The sequence below is a fragment of the Enterobacter sp. UPMP701 genome (genome assembly GCF_053709515.1).
Genome location: NZ_JBSKJN010000008.1, coordinates 1 through 23,507, shown reverse-complemented (window position 1 = coordinate 23,507; position 23,507 = coordinate 1). Strand labels below are relative to the sequence as shown.

24 protein-coding genes and 1 pseudogene are annotated in these 23,507 nt (G+C 53.7%); 15 read left to right on the top strand and 10 right to left on the bottom strand.

What is annotated here, in order from left to right; genetic code table 11:
- Positions 1–16: 16 nt before the first annotated feature.
- Entirely contained in the window at positions 17–1,429 is a 1,413-nt protein-coding gene (gene uxaC, locus ACWKXT_RS16625) for a glucuronate isomerase (protein ID WP_454527602.1), read from the bottom strand.
- A gap of 476 nt (positions 1,430–1,905) precedes the next feature.
- On the opposite strand from uxaC, the gene ACWKXT_RS16620 reads away from it, so the two are divergent.
- The 11 genes from ACWKXT_RS16620 (at position 1,906) to ACWKXT_RS16570 (ending at position 9,207) form a co-directional block, all read left to right on the top strand.
- Complete coding sequence (locus ACWKXT_RS16620; RefSeq protein WP_454532943.1) at positions 1,906–3,204, top strand: MFS transporter; 1,299 nt, start codon at positions 1,906–1,908, stop codon at positions 3,202–3,204.
- Positions 3,205–3,319: 115 nt separating this feature from the next.
- Positions 3,320–4,096: a transcriptional regulator ExuR gene (gene exuR / locus ACWKXT_RS16615; protein ID WP_454532942.1), complete on the top strand. Its 777-nt coding sequence runs from the start codon at positions 3,320–3,322 to the stop codon at positions 4,094–4,096.
- A 344-nt stretch (positions 4,097–4,440) separates the two neighbouring features.
- Positions 4,441–5,103: a DedA family general envelope maintenance protein YqjA gene (yqjA, locus tag ACWKXT_RS16610; protein ID WP_454527605.1), complete on the top strand. Its 663-nt coding sequence runs from the start codon at positions 4,441–4,443 to the stop codon at positions 5,101–5,103.
- A gap of 2 nt (positions 5,104–5,105) precedes the next feature.
- Positions 5,106–5,489, top strand: coding sequence for an EnvZ/OmpR regulon moderator MzrA (mzrA, locus tag ACWKXT_RS16605; RefSeq protein WP_454527606.1), 384 nt, complete (start codon positions 5,106–5,108; stop codon positions 5,487–5,489).
- 143 nt (positions 5,490–5,632) lie between these two features.
- Complete coding sequence (locus ACWKXT_RS16600; RefSeq protein ID WP_454527607.1) at positions 5,633–6,001, top strand: DUF1090 domain-containing protein; 369 nt, start codon at positions 5,633–5,635, stop codon at positions 5,999–6,001.
- A gap of 29 nt (positions 6,002–6,030) precedes the next feature.
- Positions 6,031–6,336 carry a DUF883 family protein gene (locus ACWKXT_RS16595; RefSeq protein ID WP_008503141.1) on the top strand — a complete coding sequence of 102 codons (306 nt, stop codon included), beginning with the start codon at positions 6,031–6,033 and terminating at the stop codon, positions 6,334–6,336.
- Between the two features lies 1 nt (position 6,337).
- Positions 6,338–6,736, top strand: coding sequence for a phage holin family protein (locus ACWKXT_RS16590; protein ID WP_013098867.1), 399 nt, complete (start codon positions 6,338–6,340; stop codon positions 6,734–6,736).
- Complete coding sequence (locus ACWKXT_RS16585) at positions 6,733–7,029, top strand: YqjK-like family protein (RefSeq protein ID WP_014885330.1); 297 nt, start codon at positions 6,733–6,735, stop codon at positions 7,027–7,029. Before ACWKXT_RS16590 ends, ACWKXT_RS16585 begins: the two co-directional genes overlap by 4 nt.
- Before the next feature lie 253 nt (positions 7,030–7,282).
- Entirely contained in the window at positions 7,283–7,675 is a 393-nt protein-coding gene (locus ACWKXT_RS16580) for a DoxX family protein (protein WP_454532941.1), read from the top strand.
- A gap of 72 nt (positions 7,676–7,747) precedes the next feature.
- Complete coding sequence (locus tag ACWKXT_RS16575) at positions 7,748–8,734, top strand: glutathione S-transferase family protein (RefSeq protein ID WP_454532940.1); 987 nt, start codon at positions 7,748–7,750, stop codon at positions 8,732–8,734.
- 107 nt (positions 8,735–8,841) lie between these two features.
- Positions 8,842–9,207, top strand: coding sequence for a DUF805 domain-containing protein (locus ACWKXT_RS16570; protein ID WP_061096989.1), 366 nt, complete (start codon positions 8,842–8,844; stop codon positions 9,205–9,207).
- A 41-nt stretch (positions 9,208–9,248) separates the two neighbouring features.
- Here the strand turns inward: ACWKXT_RS16570 and yhaJ are convergent, their stop codons facing one another.
- Positions 9,249–10,151 carry a DNA-binding transcriptional regulator YhaJ gene (gene yhaJ / locus ACWKXT_RS16565; protein WP_454527611.1) on the bottom strand — a complete coding sequence of 301 codons (903 nt, stop codon included), beginning with the start codon at positions 10,149–10,151 and terminating at the stop codon, positions 9,249–9,251.
- A gap of 104 nt (positions 10,152–10,255) precedes the next feature.
- On the opposite strand from yhaJ, the gene ACWKXT_RS16560 reads away from it, so the two are divergent.
- Positions 10,256–10,957, top strand: coding sequence for a pirin family protein (locus ACWKXT_RS16560; RefSeq protein ID WP_454532939.1), 702 nt, complete (start codon positions 10,256–10,258; stop codon positions 10,955–10,957).
- 80 nt (positions 10,958–11,037) lie between these two features.
- Here ACWKXT_RS16560 and ACWKXT_RS16555 read toward each other — a convergent pair whose 3' ends face one another.
- Positions 11,038–12,342, bottom strand: a complete 1,305-nt coding sequence (locus ACWKXT_RS16555) for an L-cysteine desulfidase family protein (RefSeq protein WP_454532938.1) — start codon at positions 12,340–12,342, stop codon at positions 11,038–11,040.
- 20 nt (positions 12,343–12,362) lie between these two features.
- The gene (locus tag ACWKXT_RS16550; protein WP_454532937.1) at positions 12,363–13,694 is read right to left on the bottom strand and encodes a hypothetical protein; all 1,332 of its coding nucleotides are present in this window, start codon (positions 13,692–13,694) and stop codon (positions 12,363–12,365) included.
- Positions 13,695–14,044: 350 nt separating this feature from the next.
- Here ACWKXT_RS16550 and ACWKXT_RS16545 point away from each other — a divergent pair, with 350 nt between their 5' ends.
- The 3 genes and pseudogenes from ACWKXT_RS16545 to ACWKXT_RS16535 all read left to right on the top strand — a co-directional run.
- Positions 14,045–14,494 (top strand): STM2901 family protein, encoded by a 450-nt coding sequence (locus tag ACWKXT_RS16545; protein WP_454532936.1) that lies wholly within the window; start codon positions 14,045–14,047, stop codon positions 14,492–14,494.
- A gap of 2 nt (positions 14,495–14,496) precedes the next feature.
- Positions 14,497–14,814, top strand: coding sequence for a DUF1493 family protein (locus tag ACWKXT_RS16540; RefSeq protein ID WP_047364687.1), 318 nt, complete (start codon positions 14,497–14,499; stop codon positions 14,812–14,814).
- A gap of 21 nt (positions 14,815–14,835) precedes the next feature.
- A pseudogene (locus tag ACWKXT_RS16535) lies at positions 14,836–15,245 on the top strand (Hcp family type VI secretion system effector); the annotation flags it as partial.
- Positions 15,246–15,394: 149 nt separating this feature from the next.
- On the opposite strand, the gene ACWKXT_RS16530 reads toward ACWKXT_RS16535, so the two are convergent.
- The 6 genes from ACWKXT_RS16530 to tdcA form a co-directional block, all read right to left on the bottom strand.
- Complete coding sequence (locus ACWKXT_RS16530; protein ID WP_454532935.1) at positions 15,395–15,805, bottom strand: Spy/CpxP family protein refolding chaperone; 411 nt, start codon at positions 15,803–15,805, stop codon at positions 15,395–15,397.
- 148 nt (positions 15,806–15,953) lie between these two features.
- Positions 15,954–18,248, bottom strand: a complete 2,295-nt coding sequence (gene pflB / locus ACWKXT_RS16525) for a formate C-acetyltransferase (protein WP_454532934.1) — start codon at positions 18,246–18,248, stop codon at positions 15,954–15,956.
- A gap of 15 nt (positions 18,249–18,263) precedes the next feature.
- A complete protein-coding gene (gene tdcD / locus ACWKXT_RS16520) occupies positions 18,264–19,472 on the bottom strand; it encodes a propionate kinase (RefSeq protein ID WP_454527699.1) in 1,209 nt (402 codons plus the stop codon).
- A gap of 30 nt (positions 19,473–19,502) precedes the next feature.
- Positions 19,503–20,834, bottom strand: coding sequence for a threonine/serine transporter TdcC (gene tdcC, locus ACWKXT_RS16515; RefSeq protein ID WP_454532933.1), 1,332 nt, complete (start codon positions 20,832–20,834; stop codon positions 19,503–19,505).
- Positions 20,835–20,843: 9 nt separating this feature from the next.
- Complete coding sequence (gene tdcB, locus ACWKXT_RS16510) at positions 20,844–21,833, bottom strand: bifunctional threonine ammonia-lyase/L-serine ammonia-lyase TdcB (RefSeq protein ID WP_454527620.1); 990 nt, start codon at positions 21,831–21,833, stop codon at positions 20,844–20,846.
- 116 nt (positions 21,834–21,949) lie between these two features.
- Entirely contained in the window at positions 21,950–22,870 is a 921-nt protein-coding gene (gene tdcA / locus ACWKXT_RS16505) for a transcriptional regulator TdcA (protein ID WP_454532932.1), read from the bottom strand.
- Between the last annotated feature and the right edge of the window lie 637 nt (positions 22,871–23,507).

Sequence of the window (23,507 nt, the reverse complement as noted above, 5' to 3'; positions counted from 1 at the left end):
TCAACCTCAAACGGCCTTAGTTCAGTTCAATGGCGAAGTAGTCACGCGCATTGTTAAAGCAGATGTTTTTCACCATTTCGCCCAGCAGCTGGATATCCGCTGGCGCTTCGCCCGCATGCACCCAGCGGCCAATCATCTGGCACAGAATGCGGCGGAAGTATTCATGGCGGGTATAGGACAGGAAGCTGCGGCTGTCGGTCAGCATACCGACAAAGCGGCTCAGCAGGCCGAGCTGCGCCAGCTGCGTCATCTGACGCTCCATCCCGTCTTTCTGATCGTTGAACCACCAGCCGGAACCGAACTGCATCTTGCCCGGCATCCCTTCGCCCTGGAAGTTGCCGACCATGGTACCCAACACTTCGTTATCGCGCGGGTTCAGGCAGTACAGGATGGTTTTTGGCAGCAGGTTTTGTTCGTTCTGTTTGCTCAGCAGTCTGGACAGCTCTTCCGCCAGCGGGCGGTCGTTGATGGAGTCAAAGCCCACGTCCGCGCCCAGCAGTTTGAACTGGCGCTGGTTGTTATTACGCAGCGCGCCGATGTGGTACTGCTGTACCCAGCCGCGACGGGCGTATTCCGCGCCGAGGAATACCAGCACCGCGGTTTTGAACTGTGCGACTTCATGTTCGCTAAGCAATTCACCGGACAGACGACGCGCCAGGATGCTGTCCAGTTCCGCTTCGTTTGATTCCGCAAACAGAACGACGTCCAGGGCGTGGTCGGAGACTTTACAGCCGTGCGCCGCAAAGTGATCCAGGCGTTTGGTCAGTGCGGTTTGCAGATCGGCGAAACGACGAATATCGGTATCGGACACTTCCGCCAGCTTCGCCATGTAGTCGGTAAAGGTGGCCTGCTCAATGTTGAAGGCCTTGTCAGGGCGCCAGCTTGGCAGCACTTTGATGTCGAAAGAGGTATCTTTGGCGACGACCGCGTGGTGTTCCAGCGAGTCGACAGGATCGTCGGTGGTGCCCACCATCTTCACGTTCATCTGCTTCATGATGCCGCGCGCGGAAAACTGATCCTGCGCCAGCAGTTCATTGCACTGGTCCCAGATCTCATCCGCCGTGGCCGGAGAAAGCAGCTTGCCGGTGATGCCAAACGGACGGCGCAGTTCGAGGTGCGTCCAGTGGTAAAGCGGGTTGCCGATGGTGTGCGGAACGGTGGCCGCCCAGGCGTCAAACTTCTCGCGGTCGGTGGCGTCGCCGGTGCACAGGCGCTCGGCCACGCCGTTGGTGCGCATCGCGCGCCATTTGTAGTGGTCACCCTTCAGCCAGATATCATACAGGTTTTTGAAGCGGTAATTTTCGGCAACCTGCTGCGGGGGTAAGTGGCAGTGGTAGTCGAAAATCGGCTGGTCTTTTGCGTAGTCGTGGTACAGGCGGCGGGCAAATTCGGTATCTAACAGAAAATCGTCGGTCATAAACGGCGTCATTATCGTCTTCCTCATTACGGGAGCGTCAGAAAGCGTATGTTCATATGCTGCAAAGTTATCACACCAATTTCCACTAGCCGACGTTTTTTTCGTGAGTCAGATCAATAAACGTCGACAAAAAAATTACCCAGAATGGGGTAAACACTTCTACAGGCCGCGCCAGCACTGGCTTCCCCCGCAACGAATAATGTCCCCACAAAGAATCATACATTTGTGATGTCACTCACCTTTTAAAGTTGTATGACAAGTTATCTTTTCGCCGTCGTAAACACTCAGCCGACGGAATGCATTACCGGTGTGAGAGACATCGGATTTAACGGTACGGATACCGACTTATGCACGCTTACTTTTGGCAAGGTTCGGGCCGTTCCGGGACAGACTTCCGGCGACGCCCCTCCCGTTACACAACTGCTCCCGGCAACGGTTGAGAGGTTGCCGTGCTCTGGCGCGGAAATAACATAACGATGAGGTTTTAGATGCGTAAAATTAAAGGGTTACGTTGGTATATGATCGCACTGGTGACGTTAGGCACCGTGCTGGGCTACCTGACACGTAACACCGTGGCAGCCGCGGCGCCGACGTTGATGGTAGAGCTGCATATCTCCACGCAGCAATACTCTTACATCATCGCGGCGTATTCTGCCGCTTACACCGTCATGCAGCCTGTTGCAGGTTATGTTCTTGATATTCTCGGTACCAAAATCGGCTATGCCTTCTTCGCTATCGCCTGGGCGGTGTTCTGCGGTGCTACGGCGCTGGCAGGCAGCTGGGGCGGCCTGGCGCTGGCGCGTGGCGCGGTCGGTGCGGCAGAAGCCGCCATGATCCCGGCAGGCCTGAAAGCCAGCTCTGAGTGGTTCCCGGCAAAAGAGCGTTCCATTGCGGTCGGTTACTTCAACGTGGGCTCGTCCATCGGTGCAATGATTGCGCCACCGCTGGTGGTGTGGGCTATCGTGATGCACAGCTGGCAGATGGCGTTCATCATCTCTGGCGTACTGAGCTTTGCCTGGGCAATGGCGTGGCTGATTTTCTATAAACACCCGCGCGATCAGAAAAAGCTTTCCGAAGAAGAACGCGAATACATCATTGGTGGTCAGGAAGCGCAGCATCAGACTAACAATGGCAAGAAGATGTCCGTCTGGCAGATCCTGGGGACTCGTCAGTTCTGGGGGATCGCCCTGCCGCGTTTCCTGGCAGAACCGGCCTGGGGTACCTTTAACGCGTGGATCCCATTGTTCATGTTCAAAGTCTACGGCTTTAACCTGAAAGAGATCGCGATGTTCGCGTGGATGCCGATGCTGTTCGCAGACCTGGGCTGTATCGTGGGCGGTTACCTGCCACCGCTGTTCCAGCGCTGGTTCGGCGTGAATCTGATTGTCTCCCGTAAAATGGTCGTCACCATGGGCGCGCTGCTGATGATCGGCCCGGGTATGATCGGCCTGTTCACCAGTCCATACGTCGCCATTGCCCTGCTTTGCATCGGTGGCTTTGCTCACCAGTCTCTGTCCGGCGCGCTAATTACGCTCTCCTCTGACGTGTTTGGTCGTAACGAAGTGGCAACGGCAAACGGCCTGACCGGGATGGCCGCCTGGACCGCGAGCACCATGTTTGCCCTGGTAGTCGGCGCACTGGCGGATACCATCGGCTTCAGCCCGCTGTTCGCAGTGCTGGCAGTCTTCGACCTGATGGGTGCGGTGGTTATCTGGACGGTGCTGAAGAGCAAATCCGCAGACGAACTGGCGAAAGAGTCGCTCGGGAAACCGGCAACGCAGAGTTAGCGAAAATGCGTTTCACTGAAGCCGCCTCCGGGCGGCTTTTTTAATGGCAAAATCTGGAGAGTAGCCTGCAAAAGTGGTATAACAAATCATCTGCCGTACCCTGCCTGGAGCGCATATGGAAATCACCGAACCACGTCGTTTATATCAACAACTTGCTGCCGAGCTGAAAGATCGCATCGAGCAAGGGGTCTATCTTGTCGGTGATAAACTCCCCGCCGAGCGCTTTATCGCGGATGAAAAAAGCGTAAGCCGCACCGTGGTACGCGAAGCGATCATCATGCTGGAAGTAGAAGGCTACGTTGAGGTTCGTAAAGGCTCGGGCATTCATGTGATTTCAAATCAGCCGAAACACTCTCCGGTGGCGGACGAAAGCCTTGAATTCGCCAGCTACGGTCCGTTTGAGCTGCTCCAGGCTCGCCAGCTGATCGAAAGTAATATTGCGGAATTTGCGGCGACGCAGGTGACCAAGCAGGACATCATGAAATTGATGGAAATCCAGGAGAATGCCCGCAAGGAAAAATGTTTCCGCGATTCAGAGTGGGATCTGCAGTTTCACGTTCAGGTCGCCCTGGCAACCCAAAATACGGCGCTGGCAGCAATCGTTGATAAAATGTGGACTCAGCGCGTTCACAACCCGTACTGGAAAAAACTGCATGACCATATCGACTCCCGTACCGTGGACAACTGGTGTGACGACCACGATCAAATCCTTAAGGCTCTGATTCGTAAAGACCCCCACGCTGCGAAGCTGGCCATGTGGCAGCACCTGGAAAACACCAAACAGATGCTGTTCAATGAAACCAGCGACGACTTCGAATTTAACGCTGACCGCTATCTTTTTGCTGATAATCCTGTCGTTCATCTCGATACCGTCCCGAATGCCGCAAAATAAGTGGCCTTACTGCCTGGCAGGCGCTTCGCTGCGCCTTCCAGCGTAAGTGGGTAAGCAAAACATATATAGTGTCAGCCTTTGTAAAATCTCTCGCTCCCCTCCATAGCTTCCGCCAAAATCATTTTACCCAGCAAATTCTGTGACGCAGAACGTTGGGCTTTGTTACAATTGGATTCACTTCGTTATTTTGTAAGTTAGTGCTTGCTAACCAGCCAATTAACAGGGAACAGTGTTGGCCACACCGCAATGTGTCCGCGAGCGACCATAATGAAATCACAACAATGTCGCCGTGCTGTTTGTCCCGGCTAACAGGCGTGACGTTAACCGATTTCCAGGAACACTGAATGGAACTTTTGACTCAACTGCTGCATGCCCTCTGGGCGCAGGATTTTGAAACGCTGGCCAACCCTTCCATGATTGGCATGCTCTACTTCGTCTTATTTATGATCCTGTTCCTTGAGAATGGTTTGCTGCCTGCGGCCTTCTTACCCGGAGACAGTTTGCTGGTGCTTGTCGGCGTTTTGTGTGCCAAAGGCGCTATGGCGTTCCCACAGACCATTTTATTACTGACCGTCGCGGCCAGCCTTGGCTGCTGGGTGAGTTATATCCAGGGCAGATGGCTCGGCAATACCCGAATCGTCCAGAACTGGCTCTCTCATCTGCCTGCACACTATCACCAGCGGGCACACCATCTTTTCCATAAGCATGGGCTTTCCGCGCTGCTGATGGGCCGCTTTATCGCCTTTGTCCGCACCCTGCTGCCGACCATTGCCGGGCTGTCCGGGTTGAGCAGCACTCGCTTTCAATTCTTCAACTGGATGAGCGGTCTGTTATGGGTACTGATCCTGACGACGCTGGGCTACGCGCTGGGTAAAACGCCGGTCTTCATGAAATATGAAGATCAGCTGATGTCCTGCCTGATGCTGCTGCCTGTTGTTCTGCTGGTCTTCGGCCTGATTGGCTCTCTGGTTGTGCTGTGGAAGAAAAAATACGGAGCGCGAGGTTAACGATGGTTATCTCACCGCTCGCCATGCGCCGCTTTGCCTTTGCCTTTGTTGCACTGGTGATGCTCAGCACCGTACTGCTGGCCTGGAATACGCTTTCGCATCAGGACGCTACGCTTGCCATTCGTCCGGTAAACCAGGGGATCGGCGTGCCTGACGGTTTTTCTGTCTGGCATCATCTGGATGCAAACGGAATTCGCTTTAAAAGCATTACCCCGCAGGACGATGTTTTACTGATTAAGTTTGATTCCCGTGCGCAGAGCGCTGCTGCTAAGGCGGTTCTTGACCGTACGCTGCCGCACGGCTACATCATTGCCCAGCAGGAAGATGACAACCCGCCAGCCGCGTGGTTGTCATTGATTCGCGATACGTCGCGTCGGTTTGGATAATTACCAGGATTCCGAATCTTTTCACTCACTTTGGTGAATCCCCCGTTTACTTACTATGCTTAAGTACGCGGAGCACCCCTCGAATGTACTCCGCATAATTTTGGATAGCGGCTTACGCCGCAACACAATGGAAGGTTTCGATAATGAAATTCCGCATGACTCTGGCTCTGGCCCTTTTTTCTTTAAGCACAGCGACCTTCGCAAACTCTCTCTGTCAGGAGAAAGAACAGGATATTCAGCGTGAGATCGGTTATGCCGAAAAGCATAACAATCAGCACCGTGTTGATGGTCTTAAAAAAGCGTTGAGCGAAGTGAAGGCGAACTGTTCAGACAGCAAGCTACGTGCTGACCACCAGAAGAAAATCGCTGAACAGAAGGACGAGATAGCCGAGCGCCGTCACGACCTGCAGGAAGCGAAAGAGAAAGGGGATGCGGAAAAAATTGCCAAGCGCGAGAAGAAGTTGCAAGAGGCGCAGGACGAACTGAAAGCGCTGGAAGCTCGCGATTATTGAGTTAACGGAAATCTCAACAGGAGAGAATCATGTCAAAAGATACGACGTCTGAACATCTGCGCGCTGAACTGAAATCCCTGGCCGATACCCTTGAAGAGGTGCTGAACTCCTCTGCCGATAAGTCGAAAGAAGAAGTCAGCAAGCTGCGCAGCAAAGCGGAGCAGGCGCTGAAAGAGAGCCGTTATCGCCTGGGTGAAACCGGTGATGCGCTGGCGAAGCAGACCCGTGAAGCGGCTGCGCGCGCGGACGAATATGTACGTGATAATCCATGGACGGGTGTGGGAATTGGTGCCGCAGTCGGTGTGGTACTGGGTGTCCTTCTGACGCGTCGTTGATATGGAAGATCCTCGTCACGCACAAGGGCCTGCTAACAACGTCCTCGGCATCGGCCAGCGTATTTTAACGACGCTGGTCGGGATTGCCGAAACGCGCGTCCGGCTTGCAGTGGTCGAGCTGGAAGAGGAGAAAGCGAACCTCTTCCAGATGCTGCTGATGCTCGGGCTGACCATGCTCTTCGCCGCATTTGGTTTGATGAGCCTGATGGTGTTAATCATCTGGGCCATTGACCCGCAGTATCGTCTGAACGCTATGATCGCGACCACCGTTGTTCTGCTGGTTGCGGCATTGATTGGCGGCATATGGACGATGCGTAAAGCGCGCAAGTCTACCTTCCTGCGCCACACGCGCCAGGAGCTGGCTAACGATCGCGCCCTGCTGGAGGATGACAAGCCGTGAGCGATAAAGCGGAACGTCAGAAGCGAAAAGCGTACCTGTTAAGTCAGATCCAGCAGCAACGGCTGGATTTGTCTGCCAGCCGCCGCGACTGGATTGACGCGACGCGGCGGTTTGACCGGGGCTGGAATACGTTCCTCAGCCTGCGTTCATGGGCGCTGGTCGGCAGTAGCGTGATGGCTATCTGGACGGTTCGTCATCCGAATATGCTGATCCGCTGGGCACGCCGTGGTTTTGGTGCCTGGAGCGCCTGGCGTCTGGTGAAAGCGACGCTCCGTCAGCAGCAATTACGGTGATAAAAGCAAAACGGTAACCCTGGTTACCGTTTTTTGTTTTTGCGCCCTCTCCCTGTGGGAGAGGGTTGGGGTGAGGGCACCAGCGCGCACGCCCCCTTACTCAATATCTTTGAAGAAGATTGACAGTTTTCCTTGCTAACAATTGCCACCCGCCCCGTTTATTATCCTCTCCATCGACAGCAGCGCCGCGGTATCTACCCGGAATTGCAGACAAATAATGTTCAGCCGCTCATGTGGTTTCCTGGAGAGTAAAATGAAAAAATTAGAAGATGTTGGTGTACTGGTCGCACGTATTCTGATGCCAGTTCTGTTCATCGTGGCTGGTTGGGGAAAAATCACCGGTTACGCGGGTACCCAGCAGTACATGGAAGCCATGGGCGTTCCGGGGTTCCTGCTGCCACTGACCATCCTGCTTGAGTTCGGCGGCGGCCTGGCGGTTCTGTTCGGTTTCCTGACCCGCACTACCGCGCTGTTCACCGCAGGCTTTACCCTGCTGACCGCGTTCATCTTCCACAGCAACTTTGCTGAAGGCGTGAACTCACTGATGTTCATGAAAAACCTGACCATCGCGGGTGGCTTCCTGCTGCTGGCTATCACTGGTCCAGGCGCTTACAGCATCGACCGCCTTCTGAATAAGAAGTGGTAAGCACGCTATACTGACTGAACACAAAGCGAGGAAATATTTCCTCGCTTTTGCTATCTGACGGAGGAGAAAAAAATGGGACAACTCGTAGACGGCGTCTGGCAGGATGTCTGGTATGACACCAAATCCACCGGCGGACGCTTCAAGCGCTCTGTTTCGGCCTTCCGTAACTGGCTGACCGCCGACGGTGCTCCCGGCCCGAGCGGTGAAGGCGGCTTCGCGGCCGAGAAAGACCGTTATCACCTTTACGTTTCTCTCGCCTGCCCGTGGGCGCACCGCACGCTGATTGTACGCAAACTTAAAGGTCTCGAATCCTTGATTCCGGTTTCGGTGGTCAACCCGCTGATGCTGGAGAACGGCTGGACGTTCGACAGTGATTTCCCCGCCGCGACCGGCGATGATCTGTATCATCACGATTTCCTTTACCAGCTTTATCTGCGCGCCGATCCGCACTACACCGGACGCGTTACGGTGCCGGTGCTGTGGGACAAGAAAAACCAGACGATTGTCAGCAATGAATCAGCGGAAATTATCCGCATGTTCAACACCGCGTTTGACGCGCACGGTGCCCGCGCCGGGGATTATTACCCGGTCGAGTTGCGCGATAAAATTGACGAACTGAACGGCTGGATCTACGACAACGTCAACAACGGCGTCTATAAAGCAGGATTTGCCACCAGCCAGGAAGCGTATGACGAAGCGGTCGGAAAAGTCTTTGAATCCCTGGAACGACTGGAGCAGATCCTCGGCCAGCATCGCTATCTGACGGGCGACCGCCTGACGGAGGCGGACATCCGCCTGTGGACCACGCTGATCCGCTTTGATCCGGTTTACGTCACCCACTTCAAGTGCGACAAGCATCGCATCAGCGACTACCTGAACCTGCACGGCTTCCTGCGCGACATCTATCAGATGCCAGGGATCGCGGAGACGGTCGATTTTAACCATATTCGCACCCACTATTTCCGCAGCCATAAGACCATCAACCCGACGGGCATTATCTCTACGGGCCCATGGCAGGACCTGGATGAACCGCACGGGCGCGACGTTCGCTTTGGATAATTATTTGGGGAATCTATTGATTCCCTTTTTTAATTCACAACATACATCTATCCTTACCTCGATCGCTTAGAAAACAAGTGATTGACTGACTGAGAGGCAAGGAAAAAATGGACTGGTATTTAAAAGTACTGCGCAACTACATTGGATTTGGTGGCCGCGCCCGCCGCAAAGAGTACTGGATGTTTGTTCTGGTGAACTTCGTCCTGATTATGGTGCTGGGCATTGTGGATAAAATTCTCGGCTGGGAACGGGCGGGCGGTGAGGGCGTTCTCACTACGATTTATGGTCTGCTGGTTCTGCTGCCCTCATGGGCCGTGCTGTTCCGACGTCTTCATGACACCGATCGTTCGGCATGGTGGCTGCTGTTGCTGTTGATCCCGCTTGTCGGCTGGATCGTGATTTTGATTTTCAACTGTCAGAGCGGGACGCCGGGCGAAAACCGCTTTGGGCCGGATCCTAAGATCGGCGCGTAAATTCATGCCCGGTGGCGCTTACGCTTACCGGGCCTACACGCTTATTTGTTGTGTTGCGCAAAGAGCTTTGGAATTTCGCGCAGGCACCACGATTTGGCTTCGCCCATGCTGTCGCGTCGCCACGCCATAATAATATCCACCTCACTGGTGTACTCCGGGCTCACCACCCGCAGTCGTCCTTCCGCAATATCTTTTTCAACAAACGGATACGGCATAGTGGCCACGCCCAGCCCCGCCAGCAGCGCCTGACGCTTATCTTCCAGCGACGTGACGGTTAAACGCGGCTGTTTATCCAGTAGCTGCACCGTTAACACCGGACGTTCACGCGCGGTATCCGCCACCGCCACGCCGCGATACTTCACGCGCGTCACTTCAGAGAGCGGCTCCGGCTCCTGATGAATCGGGTGATCCGGCGCGGCAACGTAGACGTTCATGACACTGTAAAGCTTGCGGGAGTTGATTTCCGAGGATGAGCGGAAGTGCATATCCGGCGCAATGACGATATCCGCCCTGCCCGTCTCAAGACGCTCCCACGCCCCGGCCAGCACCTCGGTGATGATCGACAGCTGCGTGTTGGCCTTCGCCGCCAGGCGATCCACCAGCGGGAACAGCGCTTCGGTTGGCACCAGCGCTTCCGTGACCAGCGTCAGGTGAGTTTCCCAGCCGCGGGCCAGCGCTTCGGCATCCGTCGTCAGCTTGTCCGCCGCTTCCAGCAGGACGCGGCCGCGCTCCAGCAACATGCGGCCAACGTTAGTGAATTTTGTTCGATGGCCGGAGCGGTCAAACAGCACCACGTCCAGCTCTTCCTCCAGCTTCTGCATGGTGTAGCTCAGCGCAGACGGAACGCGCCCCAGCTCATCTGCTGCCGCAGCAAAACTCCCGCGTCGGTCAATCGCGTCCATGACGCGAAGCGCCTCAAGCGTCAATGCTCTCTCTTTAGCCATCTCGTTCTCATTCAGGAAATTTGAACATACCGGGCAGAATATCTGGCTAACAATGCAGCGTCCATACCTTTACCATTGTTTTAGTGTAAAGAGAGGTCAAGTTTATGATTACGACAAGAACAGCTAAACAGTGCGGACAAGCCGATTTCGGCTGGCTGCAGGCCCGCTACACCTTTTCCTTTGGACACTATTTTGACCCGAAACTCCTCGGTTACGCTTCACTGCGCGTACTGAATCAGGAAGTGCTCGCCCCGGGCGCGTCCTTCCAGCCGCGTACGTATCCGAAAGTCGATATCCTGAACCTGATCCTGGAAGGCGAGGCAGAATACCGCGACAGCGAGGGCAATCATGTCCAGGCGAAGGCTGGCGAAGCGTTGTTAATTTCCACGCAGCCGGGCATCAGCTACAGCGAGCATAACCTCAGCAAAGATAAAACGCTGACCCGCATGCAGCTGTGGCTGGACGCCTGCCCTGAGCGGGAAAACCCGCTGGTGCAAAAGATCGATCTGAAAGACGATAAACAGCAGCTGATCGCCTCGCCTGACGGCAGCAAAGGCAGCCTGCAGCTGCGTCAGCAGGTGTGGTTACACCATATCGAACTGAAGAAAGGTGAACAGGCGAGCTTCCAGCTGCACGGTCCGCGCGCCTATTTACAGTCCATTCACGGTACGGTGCATGCGGTCACGCATACGGAAGAGAAAGAAGCGCTCACCTGCGGTGACGGGGCGTTTATTCGTGACGAAGCGAATATCACCCTGGTTGCCGATACGCCGCTGCGCGCGCTGCTGATTGATTTGCCGGTTTAAGATCAACACGCCCCCTCGCTCGATCGGTTCCCTCTCCCTATGGGAGAGGGTTAGGGTGAGGGATAACGGGTTGGATTAAATCACAACACCTTACTCGCCATAATCTCAATAATCTGCCGATCGGTAGCCTGCATTGAGCGACACGCCAGTGCGCACAGGTTGGCGATCGACTGCTCCACGTCGTGCGCCACAATGCCCTCGTTGCCCGTCACGGCAGTATCATCCAGCGCCATCATTACCGCTTTCCAGGCGCAGCTGACGCTGGTTGAAACTTTCATGGCACAACTGTTAGACGCGCCATCGCAGATCATTCCGCTGACGTCACCGATCATACTGCCGATCGCCATGGAAATGGTCTGGTAAGAACCGCCCATCAGCCACGCCATCCCCGCCGCAGCGCCCATCGCTGCCGTTGTCGCCGCACACAGTGCGGACAGACGCGGAAGCTGATAATGAATATAGATCGCCGACAGATGCGAGAGCATTAGCGCCCGCGCCAGCCGTCCGTCATCAGCCTGAACGTGCTCAGCCACCACCACCACCGGCAGCGTGGCGGTAATCCCCTGATTCCCGGAGCCAGAGTTGCTCATCGCCGGCAGCGTCGCACCGCCCATGCGGGCATCCGAGGCCGCGCTGGTGCGGATCACAATGTCTGAACCCAGATCCTGCGCTATCCATCCGCGTGTGCGCTGTTTGTTGAGCGTCGCGCCAATGTGCAGCCCCCAGTTTCCGCCTAATCCTTCACGGGAGAGCGCATCGTTCAGACGCCCCGCATCCAGGATAAAGCGGATCGCATCGAACGGTACCTGCTCGACAAACGCCAGGATCTGCGACAGCGTGGCGGTGGAGAGCACGGCAAGCGGATCGTCGTTTGTCTGGCGCTGCCGATCGTCCAGCGTGAAGCGCGTTTCGCCCTGGCAAACCACCTCCACCACGCGGGTATGTCCGCCCGCAATGGTCACCATGGCCGAGGCATCTCCGGCGTAAACGCAGGCTCGCGAATAGAGGATCTCATCGCACGGCTCCTGCAATTTCACCTGCACCAGGCCCGCGTTCAGCATCGCTTTGGCGCGTGTCAGCGCATCGGCGGTGACATCTTTCAGCACCTCCAGCCCCGCCTGCGCATTGCCACCGATGGCACCCAGCGCCGCCGCAACAGGCAGCCCGACCATACCGGTGCCGGGCACCGTTACGCCAAGCCCGTTTTTCATCAGGTTTGGCGATACCCACGCCTCAATCTGCGTAACGTCGCCAGGCAGTTGCTCTGCAGCAATTGCGCAGGCCAGGGCCAGAGATACCGGCTCGGTACACCCCAGTGCAGGCTTAACTTCTTCCTGCACCACGCGAATAAATTGATTCCATAAAGGATGAGTTTGCTCAGACATCGTTACGACCTTATGTGTCCTCAGGAAAACGCGAGGAAAGGAGAAACACAAAGCAGCAGCCCGGTAATGACAATAATCACCAGAGATACGCCTTTATATTTATGCAGCGCCGGTACCTTGTAGACCAGCCATGCAGGGATCAGGCAGCCCACCATGCCGAAGATGGGGCTACAGATAGAAGTGAAGCTCAGCACCGGCGCGTTTAACACAATCGCGCTCCAGGCCAGCAGGATGGCAAACAGCATAATCCCACGCTGGACGGTGCTTTCATTGATTTTCTCTGCCGGCATTCTGCGGCGCAGGATATTCATCACGATACCCTGCGTGGCCTCACGAAAGCCGAGGTAGACGCCGAAGAACGCGGTCATCACGGCGAAGATGTCGAGGATCACGCTGACGATTTTGACCCAGCCCGCGCCGTCGCCGCTGATAAACTGCGCCGCAATCGCCAGGGCAGAAATATTCTGCTCGTAGGCTTTAACCGCCTCGTCGTGCCCCATCGCCAGGGTGAATGAGACCGCGTAGAAGAAGACCGTGACAAACAGTACGCCGAAGGCAATATTCATCGCCCGCAGCGCCTTGTGGCGCGCGACTTCAACGGATTTTTCCCGCGAGCGATAGGAAATCACCATCGGGCTTAAGGTCTGAATAAACAGAATGGAGGTTAAGGTAAAGGGCAGCGTAATAATGGCATTTTTAATCAGCAGCCCCATCGGCGGCAGCATACCGACGTGAGCTAAATGCCAGAGACCAATCATCGACAGACCCAGCGCCGCTACCACAAATAATTTGGTCAGCACCATCAGGCTGGACACTTTAAACAGCAGCTTTTCACCACGCGACGAAATGGCGACCAGAATGCAGATCAGGAATAAACCGTAGAACGGATTTTCAGATAACAAACCGTCGGTCACGCCGAAGGTGTGCAAATACGAGGCGCTGTCGTTAGTGATGGCCGTGGAATAGACGAACATCCAGATCACCAGCATTACGAAATAGAGTGCACCTAATAAGATGCCCCAGTTCTTACCCAAATAACCGCTAATCACGCTCGGGTAGTCTTTGCATTCCGGCGATTCCGCCAGCGTATTAATAAACAGACGCTGGAACAGATACATGGCCGGATAACCAATAACTGAAGAGAGTAAAAATACCCACAGGCCCATTAATCCCACCTGCACCGGGAGAAAAACAATCCCCGCGCCGATAGCCATCCCGATACTCATGATGACCCAACCCGTGTCGGTGCTGTCGAATTTAATCGCCTCTCGCCATTCGCTTTCGCTCATTCCCGCCCGCCTTGCCGCAGGGGAATCATTCACAATCACACTGCTGTTTGTTGCCGTATTCATTGGGCACTCGCTTATTTTGTAGGGTAAATAGTTGTTTTTATTAGGTTCCGATCGCCAGCGATTGCGATTCAGAGAGCAGCAGGTGGTTATTGTTGGTGTGAGAAAATCATAGCCGGAGCGAGAGAGAAAAAAGTCACAAGTTTTATGTGGATTTTCTTTACGAGGAGTAAAAAATTCTATGATATCTTTAAACGAAGATGAAATTTTCTAAAAGTGATACAGCTCAAAAAATCATATTACCCTTAAAATAAGAATATTTCGGAATTTATAAAGATGAATGCCCTACTCTCAACCTTTTGTTTTTTATAGGATGACATCTCAACAAACCACCTGATGATTATGGTTATACTATGGACACCGTTGAAGAACTCAATGGAACATACTTTTATAAAGGTGTATGTAACATCTCCGCATCTGAGTTATTTTTTTGGATTTTTCTGGATGCCACCGATGAACAGTTCGGCGGATTAAAGGATGCAGTAATGATGGCCACTATGATTCTTGGTTTACCTATACTTGAAACCAGAACAAAGCCAGAAACGGCTACAATAGGCACATCTGTGGCATCTAAGTACCTGCGAGATCTACTGAATGTACAGCTACCACACCGATTACCTACAATTACACTTGCAAGCTTTAAATACAGAAAACCAATGTATACCAAAAATTTAGGTGCGTTCATCGGCCGATGGATACCTGCACTAGGGATAACCATACTTGCTGCAGATGTTGCAATGATAAGTTACAAAACGCTTTCAAGGTATAATTCGATTGCTCACCCAAAAGACCGGATTTGGTGAAGATGAACAGTGAAGCTGATGTTTTAAAATTCTTCAGGGACAATTTACCAGAACAAGGAACATTTACGGGCAAGAGAATCCCGCTTGAGATAGATGATGTTTTACAGGATTACACCGATCTGGATGATATCGTGTATGCCATTGAAAGATTCGAAAAAGAGTATCTTATCGAAGTTAACACTGAAAATTATTTCCCCTGGACTCAAACCTGGTTTTTCAGGAAATGGTTTACTAAAGAACCGGTTAAGCAAATATCAAAGCCATTAACGGTAAGAATGTTTGCCGAAGCGGTAAAAGCAGGCAAATGGATACACGATTGATTTATAGAAGGAGTTTTTATCATGGCCGTACCTGTTCACATTTGGTTCTATGACGATGGTGGCTCACTCATTAAAGGTTCATGTGATGTTCAGGATCGTGAAGGGAGTGTTGAAATTAGAGGTTTAACCCATAATTTGAGTATTCCAACCGATCCACTCTCCGGAAGATTAACCGGAACGAGGAAACACGCGCCTTTCCTGTTCGAGAAGGAAATTGATAGCTCATCTCCTTATCTTTATAAGGCGGTAGCAACAGGGCAAAACTTAAGAAAGTTGAGATTAAATATTACCGAATTAATGACGCAGGTTGGGAGGTTGAATATTTTAGAACTGAGCTGGAAGGTGTGAAAGTTGTCTCTATCTCCCCTATTGTTAACGATACTCGTAACTGTCCTGGTACTGGCCACCTTGAATCTATTCAATTGCGCTACGAAAAAGCGACCTGGACCTATTGCGACGGGAATATTCAATTCTCTGATGCATGGAATGAACTGGCATCAGCATGAAAGTCAGGATCATTCCTCACAGAATCCAATTGAAGCGATTCTGTGAGGTTTCATTTAGATGAAAGATTCCTGGATCACTCTGCCAGCGCGCTAGCCATCTCTTTTTTGATCTGCTTACGCTGTTCAGGCGTCAATACCCGACTGACGTCAAAGTAATATTTCACGCGGTAGTAGCGGGTCTGCTCTTCAATTTTGCTGAAGGCAGCAAGCTGGTTTTTCACCGTGCTTTCGTCCCATTTACCCGCCTGGAACATGTCGATCAGCGCGCCGTCCTTCACGCCCGTCATCGGGATCTTGCTGACATTTTGTTCCAGCTGCTTATGCAGATCTTTAATCTTCTTAACCTGCTCATTGCTGAGCTTCAGGTGCTGTACCAGCGGATCCTGCGAGGGAGACGGGGCAGCCTCAACGTTCGCGGCCTGCGCCGTAAAACTGCACGCCGCCAGTGACGCAACAACCAAAACAATACGAGTCATTTTCATCATCTTACAGTCCTTACATTTTGTTATAGGAAAAAGCAGGAGCATTGTTTTTCAGGAGCGGATGAAAATGTTTGAATAATTATATAAACAATTTTGTATGTTTAGAGGGCAAAAAAAGCCCCCTGCGATGAGGGGGCATGAGAACTCTCTTTTAGATGGACTGGGTAAACGTTCGCGAAATCACATCCTGCTGCTGCTCGCGCGTCAGCGCATTAAAACGCACCGCATAGCCTGACACGCGGATCGTCAGATTCGGGTAATTCTCGGGATGCGCGATGGCATCCAGGAGCATCTCCCGGTTCATCACGTTGACGTTCAGGTGCTGCCCGCCCTCAATGGTCGCTTCGTGGTGGAAGTATCCGTCCAGCAGGCCCACAAGGTTGGTTTTGCGCACCAGCTCGTCCTTGCCCAGCGCCTGCGGCACGATGGAGAAGGTGTAGGAGATCCCGTCTTTGGCATAGGTGAACGGCAGCTTGGCGACCGAGGTTAACGACGCCACGGCTCCTTTTCTGTCGCGGCCATGCATCGGGTTGGCCCCCGGTGCAAACGGCGTGCCGCCGCGGCGTCCGTCCGGCGTATTCCCGGTCTTCTGGCCGTAAACCACGTTGGAGGTGATGGTCAGAATCGACTGGGTCGGCACCGCGTTGCGGTAGGTTGGCAGCGCCTGAATTTTCTTCATAAAGCGCTCCACCAGATCGCAGGCGATGCTGTCCACGCGATCGTCGTTGTTGCCGTACTGCGGATAGTCCCCTTCAATCACGAAATCGACCGCCAGACCGGTATGGTCGCGCACCGGCTTCACCGTGGCGTATTTAATCGCCGACAGGGAATCCGCCGCCACCGACAGCCCGGCAATGCCGCAGGCCATGGTGCGATAAACGTCCCGGTCGTGCAGCGCCATCAACGAGGCTTCGTAGCTGTACTTATCATGCATGTAGTGAATGAGATTCAGCGCGCTGATGTACTGCACCGCCAGCCAGTCCATAAAGTGATCGAGACTCGCCATCACGGTGTCGTAATCCAGCACCTCATCCAGCAGCGGCTCGGTTTTCGGGCCGACCTGGATCTTCAGCTTCTCGTCCACCCCGCCGTTGATCGCGTACAGCAGCGTTTTGGCGAGGTTGGCGCGCGCGCCGAAGAACTGCATCTGCTTGCCGATCACCATCGGGCTGACGCAGCAGGCGATGGCGTAGTCGTCGCTGTTGAAGTCCGCGCGCATCAGATCGTCGTTCTCATACTGCAGCGACGAGGTGACGATCGACACCTGCGCGGCGTATTTCTTGAACGCGATCGGCAGTTGTTCAGACCAGAGGATCGTCAGGTTCGGCTCCGGCGCGGGCCCCATGGTGTGCAGAGTGTGCAGATAACGGAAGCTGTTTTTGGTCACCAGCGTGCGCCCGTCCAGCCCCATGCCGCCGATCACTTCCGTCGCCCAGATCGGATCGCCGGAGAAGAGCGTATCGAACTCCGGCGTGCGCAGGAAGCGCACCATGCGGATCTTCATGATGAAGTGGTCGATCAACTCCTGCGCCTGAACTTCGTTCAGCCGTCCCGCCTGCATGTCGCGTTCGATGTAAATATCAAGGAACGAGGCCGTGCGTCCCAGCGACATCGCCCCGCCGTTCTGGGATTTCACCGCCGCCAGGTAGGCAAAATAGAGCCACTGCACCGCTTCCTGAGCGTTCATCGCCGGGCGTGAAATATCAAAGCCGTAGCTCGCCGCCATCTGCTGGATCTGCAGCAGCGCGCGCCTGTGCTCCGCCAGCTCCTCGCGCAGGCGGATCGTGGCTTCCAGATCGTCACCGCGCTCCAGCCAGCCCTGCAGATCGGCAAACTGCAGCTCACGCTCGCACACCAGATAAGCGATCCCGTACAGCGCCACACGGCGATAGTCGCCGATGATGCGCCCGCGCCCGTAGCCGTCCGGCAGACCGGTCAGCACGCCGGATTTACGGCAGCGCATCATCTCCGGCGAATAGACGTCAAACACGCCCTGGTTGTGGGTTTTGCGCAGGTCGGTAAAAAAGTATTCGAACTGCGGATCCATCTCGCGACCATAGGCTTCGAACGAGCTGCGGATCATGTTGATCCCGCCGTACGGATGCAGGGCGCGCTTGAGCGGTTTGTCAGTTTGCAGGCCGACGATCGTCTCCAGCGCCTGGTCAATATAGCCCGGCCCGTGGGCGGTAATGGTGGTGGCAATGTTGGTGTCGAAATCCACCGGAGCGTGGGTGGCATTCTCCTGGCGAATGCCGACCATTACCTTCTGCCACAGCGCCGTCGTTGCTGGCGTCGCCTGCGCGAGGAAAGTTTCATCGCCTTCATAAGGGGTGTAGTTATGCTGAATAAAATCGCGCACGTTGATGGCGTTTTTCCATTCTTCACCGCGAAACCCGGCCCATGCGTCGCTGTAAGGCGCGACGCCCGTATCGATTGTTACTTTCATGTGTTTCTCGCTTTATCAGGCGTAAGCCGCGACCGGGGTAACCTTCCCAAGACGGAGGGCATCCAGCGCGATCATTTTTTCTTCATTGGTAGGGATAACCGCGCAGGCCACGCGGGACGACTCGGTGGAGATGACGCGCTCACCCGCGCTGCCCGGCAGGGCGTTTTTGGACTCGTCGAGGATGATGCCAAACACCTTCAGGTGGTCCGCCACCAGCGCGCGGATAAGCACGGAGTTCTCACCGATCCCGCCGGTAAACACCACGCCATCCAGACGATGCAGGGACGCAGCATGCCCCGCAATGTGCCGCGCAATGCGGTGAACGAAGGTGTGTATCGCAAGCGCGGCCCGCTCATTACCTTCGTGCCAGGCCTTCTCTAATGCCCGCAGATCTGAAGAAATCCCGGAGATCCCCAGCAGCCCGGACTCTTTGTTGACCACGCGCTCCAGATCCTCGAACGACTGGCCGGTCTGCCGGGCAATCCACGTCATCGCGCCGAAATCCACGTCGCCACAGCGCGTGCCCATCATCAGCCCTTCAAGCGGCGTCATCCCCATGGACGTGTCCACGCTTACGCCGTTACGCACCGCGCAGATGGACGCCCCGTTGCCGAGATGGGCAATCACCAGGCCGCTGTCATCGGGAGAGAGCCCGAGAAGCGCGTGCGCCTGCCCGGCCACGTAGCGGTGAGAGGTGCCGTGGAAGCCGAAGCGGCGCACGCCCAGCTCTTCAAAATAGCGGTACGGCAGGCCGTACAGATACGCCTGCGGCGCCATGGTCTGATGGAAGCTGGTATCAAATACCGCCACCTGCTGCACGCCCGGGAACAGGCGCTCTGCGGCTTCCACGCCGCTCAGGTTGGCGTAGTTATGCAGCGGCGCCAGCGGGGAAACCTGGCGGATCTGCTCAATCACCTCTTCCGTGATCAGGGTCGACTCGCTGAAGAGATCGCCACCGTGCGCAATGCGGTGGCCAATTAAGGCCACGCTGCTCATCAGGTTACGCTTCTCCAGCTCCAGGGCGATGGCAGCCAGCGCCCCTTCGTAGTCCTGGTGAGCCAGTCGAACCGGCTCACCCCCGTTCACGGAAATAAAGGCCTTCTCGGTGTTGATCCCGTCTGCAATGCCCGTCATCAGGGCATCGCAGCTGCTGGCGTCAAGCACCGAAAACTTAACAGAGGACGATCCGCAGTTAATAACCAGTACTACCGGAAACTCAATCATCATGTGACTCCGCTCTTCCTGAGCAATGGGTTAGAACAGTTTGTAAACGATATTCAGAATGGTCAGCAGACCAACCACGGTAACGAAGATGTTCTCTGTGCGGCCTTTGTATTTCGCCAGCGCAGGCGCCTTGCGGATGGCATACATCGGCAGCAGGCACAGCAGAGAGGCAATGATTGGCGCGCCCATGGCTTCAATAAGGTCCAGAATGTTCGGGTTGGCGTAGGCCACGACCCATGTGGAGCCCATGATGAACACCATGCTGATGGTGTTCAGCTTGCCAACAGAGACTTTCTTCTTGTCGCCCTTGTAGCCGAACTTGAGGATCAGACCATTCAGCCCTTCCAGCGTGCCCAGGTAGTGCCCGAAGAAGGATTTGAAGATAGCAACCAGCGCAATGATGGACGCGCCGTATTCCAATACCGTCGCGAAGGTAGATTTAGTGCCTGACATCGACGCGAAGTGGTTCGCCAGGTAAGAGAGCACCGGAATGTTCTGCGCTTTGGCGTCCGCCATGTTCTGCGGAGAGAGCGTAAACAGGCAGCTGAAGGCGAAGAACATCACCACGGCCACCATCAGCATGCTGGCGCGACCGATGATTTTGGAACATTTCTGCTCGGTGAATTCTTTCCCGAACTCCGGCTCGTACTCTTCGCGCTTGGAGACCACGAACGAGGAGACGATAGGCGAGAAGTTGAAGGAGAAGACCATGATGGAGATCCCCAGCCACACCGTGACCAGAATGCCGTCATGACCGGTGAAGGCGATATCGCTCAGGTTGACCTGGTCGATTACCGCCGAGTTCCAGTATGGGATCAGCGACAGGGAAATCAGCACCAGACTGGCGATGAACGGGAACACCAGGTAGCTCATCACCTTCACCATCAGGTCTTTACCGAACCAGATAACAAAGGCCATCAGCAACAGCAGGAACAGCGCCACTACGCCGCGGTTCAGCGCGGGCATCTGGAGCTGGTTTTCCCAGAAGGTCATAAAGGTGTTGGTAATGGTGACGCCGTAAATCCACAGCAGCGGGCAAATCGCAAAGAAGTAGAGGAAAGTGATTACCACCCCGCCGGTCTTACCAAAGTGCTCTTCCACCGTTTCGGTGATGTTACCGGAGACGTTACTGCCAGACAGACACAGGCGCGCCAGCGCGCGGTGGCAGTAAAACGCAATCGGGAAGGCGAGTGCCAGCATCAGCAGGATGGGGATCAAGCCGCCAAAGCCTGCGCGAATGGGGAAGAACAGCACGCCTGCGCCAATGGCGGTACCAAACAGGCCAAGCGTCCATGTGGTGTCAGACTTACGCCAGGAGGACGTTTTTGTCTGGCCAACGATAATGCTTTCTGTGTTGCTCATAGGTCACCTTTATGCGTCAACGAAGCCGGTAATTTGGGAAACACGGGAGAGATCGATATTGCCGCCGGAAATAATGCAGACGGTTTTACGGCCCTGAATATAGTGGTCAAGCTTGCCGCTTAATAACGCCGCACAGGCCAGCGCGCCAGCACCTTCCGTGACCACTTTATTTCGCTGAATAAGTGCGATCATGCTGTTGCGAATATCGTCTTCGCTGACCAGCACAATGTCGTCAACTAATTCACGAACAATTTCGAAGGTTAATTTACCCGGACGAGACACGTCGCAGCCGTCGGCTAATGTGCCGGAAACGCGATGATTGGTTATTTCTCCAGCCTGATAAGAAGCCGCCATCCCGTGAACGTTTTCAGACTGTACGCCGATAATATTAATGGTCGGGTTGATGGATTTAATTGCTGTCGCAATACCGGCAATTAATCCGCCACCGCCGATGGGTACAATCACGTTATCCACGTCGTATAAATCTTCGAGAATTTCCAGGCCGATGGTGCCCTGGCCGGCGATCACTTTCGGGTCATCATAAGGCGGGATAAATATGCGCCCTTCCATCTCGACGATTTCGCTCACTTTGGCGATGGTGTCGTTAAAATTCTCGCCGTGCAGCACCACTTCAGCGGAGTAGTCGCGCGTGGCGGCGACCTTAGATTTCGGCGCGCCCATCGGCATCACCACTTTGCCGTCGATACCGAGCATGGCACAGGAAAGCGATACGCCCTGCGCGTGGTTCCCTGCGGAGCAGGCAACCACGCCTTTGCGTTTTTCCGCGTCGGTCAGCGAGCTTAACTTATTAAACGCACCGCGAATTTTAAACGAGCCGGTGCGCTGCATGTTTTCAAATTTCAGGAATATCTCTCCTTTACAACGTTCGCTGAGATAATTTGAGCGCGGCATACCGGTTTTATAGATTTTTCCTGCCAGGCGTTTTCTGGCATCCTGAATATCTTCAATCGTTACCGGGAGATCGTAAGTAATGTGCATAATATCCTCGTTATAATAATTCATTGTTTTCAGGCAAAGTCAGGGTATCGGAGCATAAAAAAACAAACTCTGGGTGTTTTTTAAAATGGTTAAATACATTCCAGGGAATTAATATTTCATCGTCGTCTTTCGCTGGTCATTGAGGCATATTGTTTTGCCAGCTCAACTAATACCGACGCCGATTTTTTAATTCTGTAATTTTTCGACCACACGGCGGCATAACGCGCCACGGGTAATTCATCTTCCACCGGCAGGACAATAAACTGGTCAGAACCGAACGGTGCAATCATGTCGCGGGGGATCACCGTCAGGTAATCGGCATTGAGGACAAGGTTATAGATGGTGACGACGGAATCGGTCTGGACGATGTTTTCAATGCTGATGTGGTTGTCTTGCAGGGTGGTGAGAAGTTCTTTGTAGTAGCCCATATCGGTTTGCGGCATCACCCACTGCTCGTGCGTGAGCGATGCCAGTGTCGTCGGGCCGGTGCACGTTCGTGATTTGCTGGCGACCAGCACAAACTCGGACTCAAACAGCGGCTCGACGTGCAGGTCCTGCAGCAGCATTTCATCGCTTAACGTACCGATGGCAAAATCCAGTCGGCCGTCGCGGATAGCGGGCAGGAACGAAGAGAGCTGTGCTTCGTACATCGAGACGCGCGCTTTCGGGAACACTTCCTTGAATTTTTTGATCATCTCAGACAGGAAAGTGAAGCCTATCAGCGACGGATAGCCAAAGGAGACGTCCATAACGGTGCTAAAACTGAGGCTGTTGATCTCGCTCACCATGTTTTTCATTTCGCGGGTGATCGACTCTGAATACGAGAGCAGAACCTGGCCTGCTGCGGTCAACTTAACGCCCGTGTTTTTACGAACCATCACTTCAACACCGAAGTAGGACTCGATATCGCTGATGATTTTGCTGACGGCCGGTTGCGTCAGGCCCAACTGTCTTGCCGCAGAACCTATGGAGCCACTTTTAATGACTTCCTGAAATACCACGAGGTGCTGTGTTTTCGGTAGAATAATAGTGTTCATAATATTCTGCGCTTATTTCCCTATGACGGAGCGAATTCTACCTAATAGTGTTTCAGGGGGTATGTGCTGTTACTCACAATTTGACTTTTCGCATCATTATTGGGTTCCACGAAACACAATTAAAATACTTAAATATCAATTATTTAATAATATAAAAACACACCAATACGCTGATATTGATCAACAAAAATGGCGGTAATAAATTTATTTTATGGTGATAACCACGGTGGATTTTTTGTATTTTGAAATATCAATAAAGACTATCTTTCAGACAATTAACGGCTAATAAACAACCATTTTCTATTTAAAACATTTTTGTGTTTTATCAAATAGAACAATAATGATATACAAAAGGGTCGAATACATCACACATCCACACTGGGAATGTTTTTGAATTCAATATTCACATATCAAATGTGAAAACTATAAACACCATTACCGCAACATCAGCAACAAATTAACAACACTGAGAAATCGTTATTTTTTAGCGTGAAATTTTGTGATTTGGATCGTATATGGTAAATGAACTGATTCATTAACCACATAAACAGTGAAATGTGCTTAGTGTCGCAATTTTGATAATTGGTATCATTTGCCCACATGGCCAGATGACCAGAAAGCAAAAACCCCGCCGAAG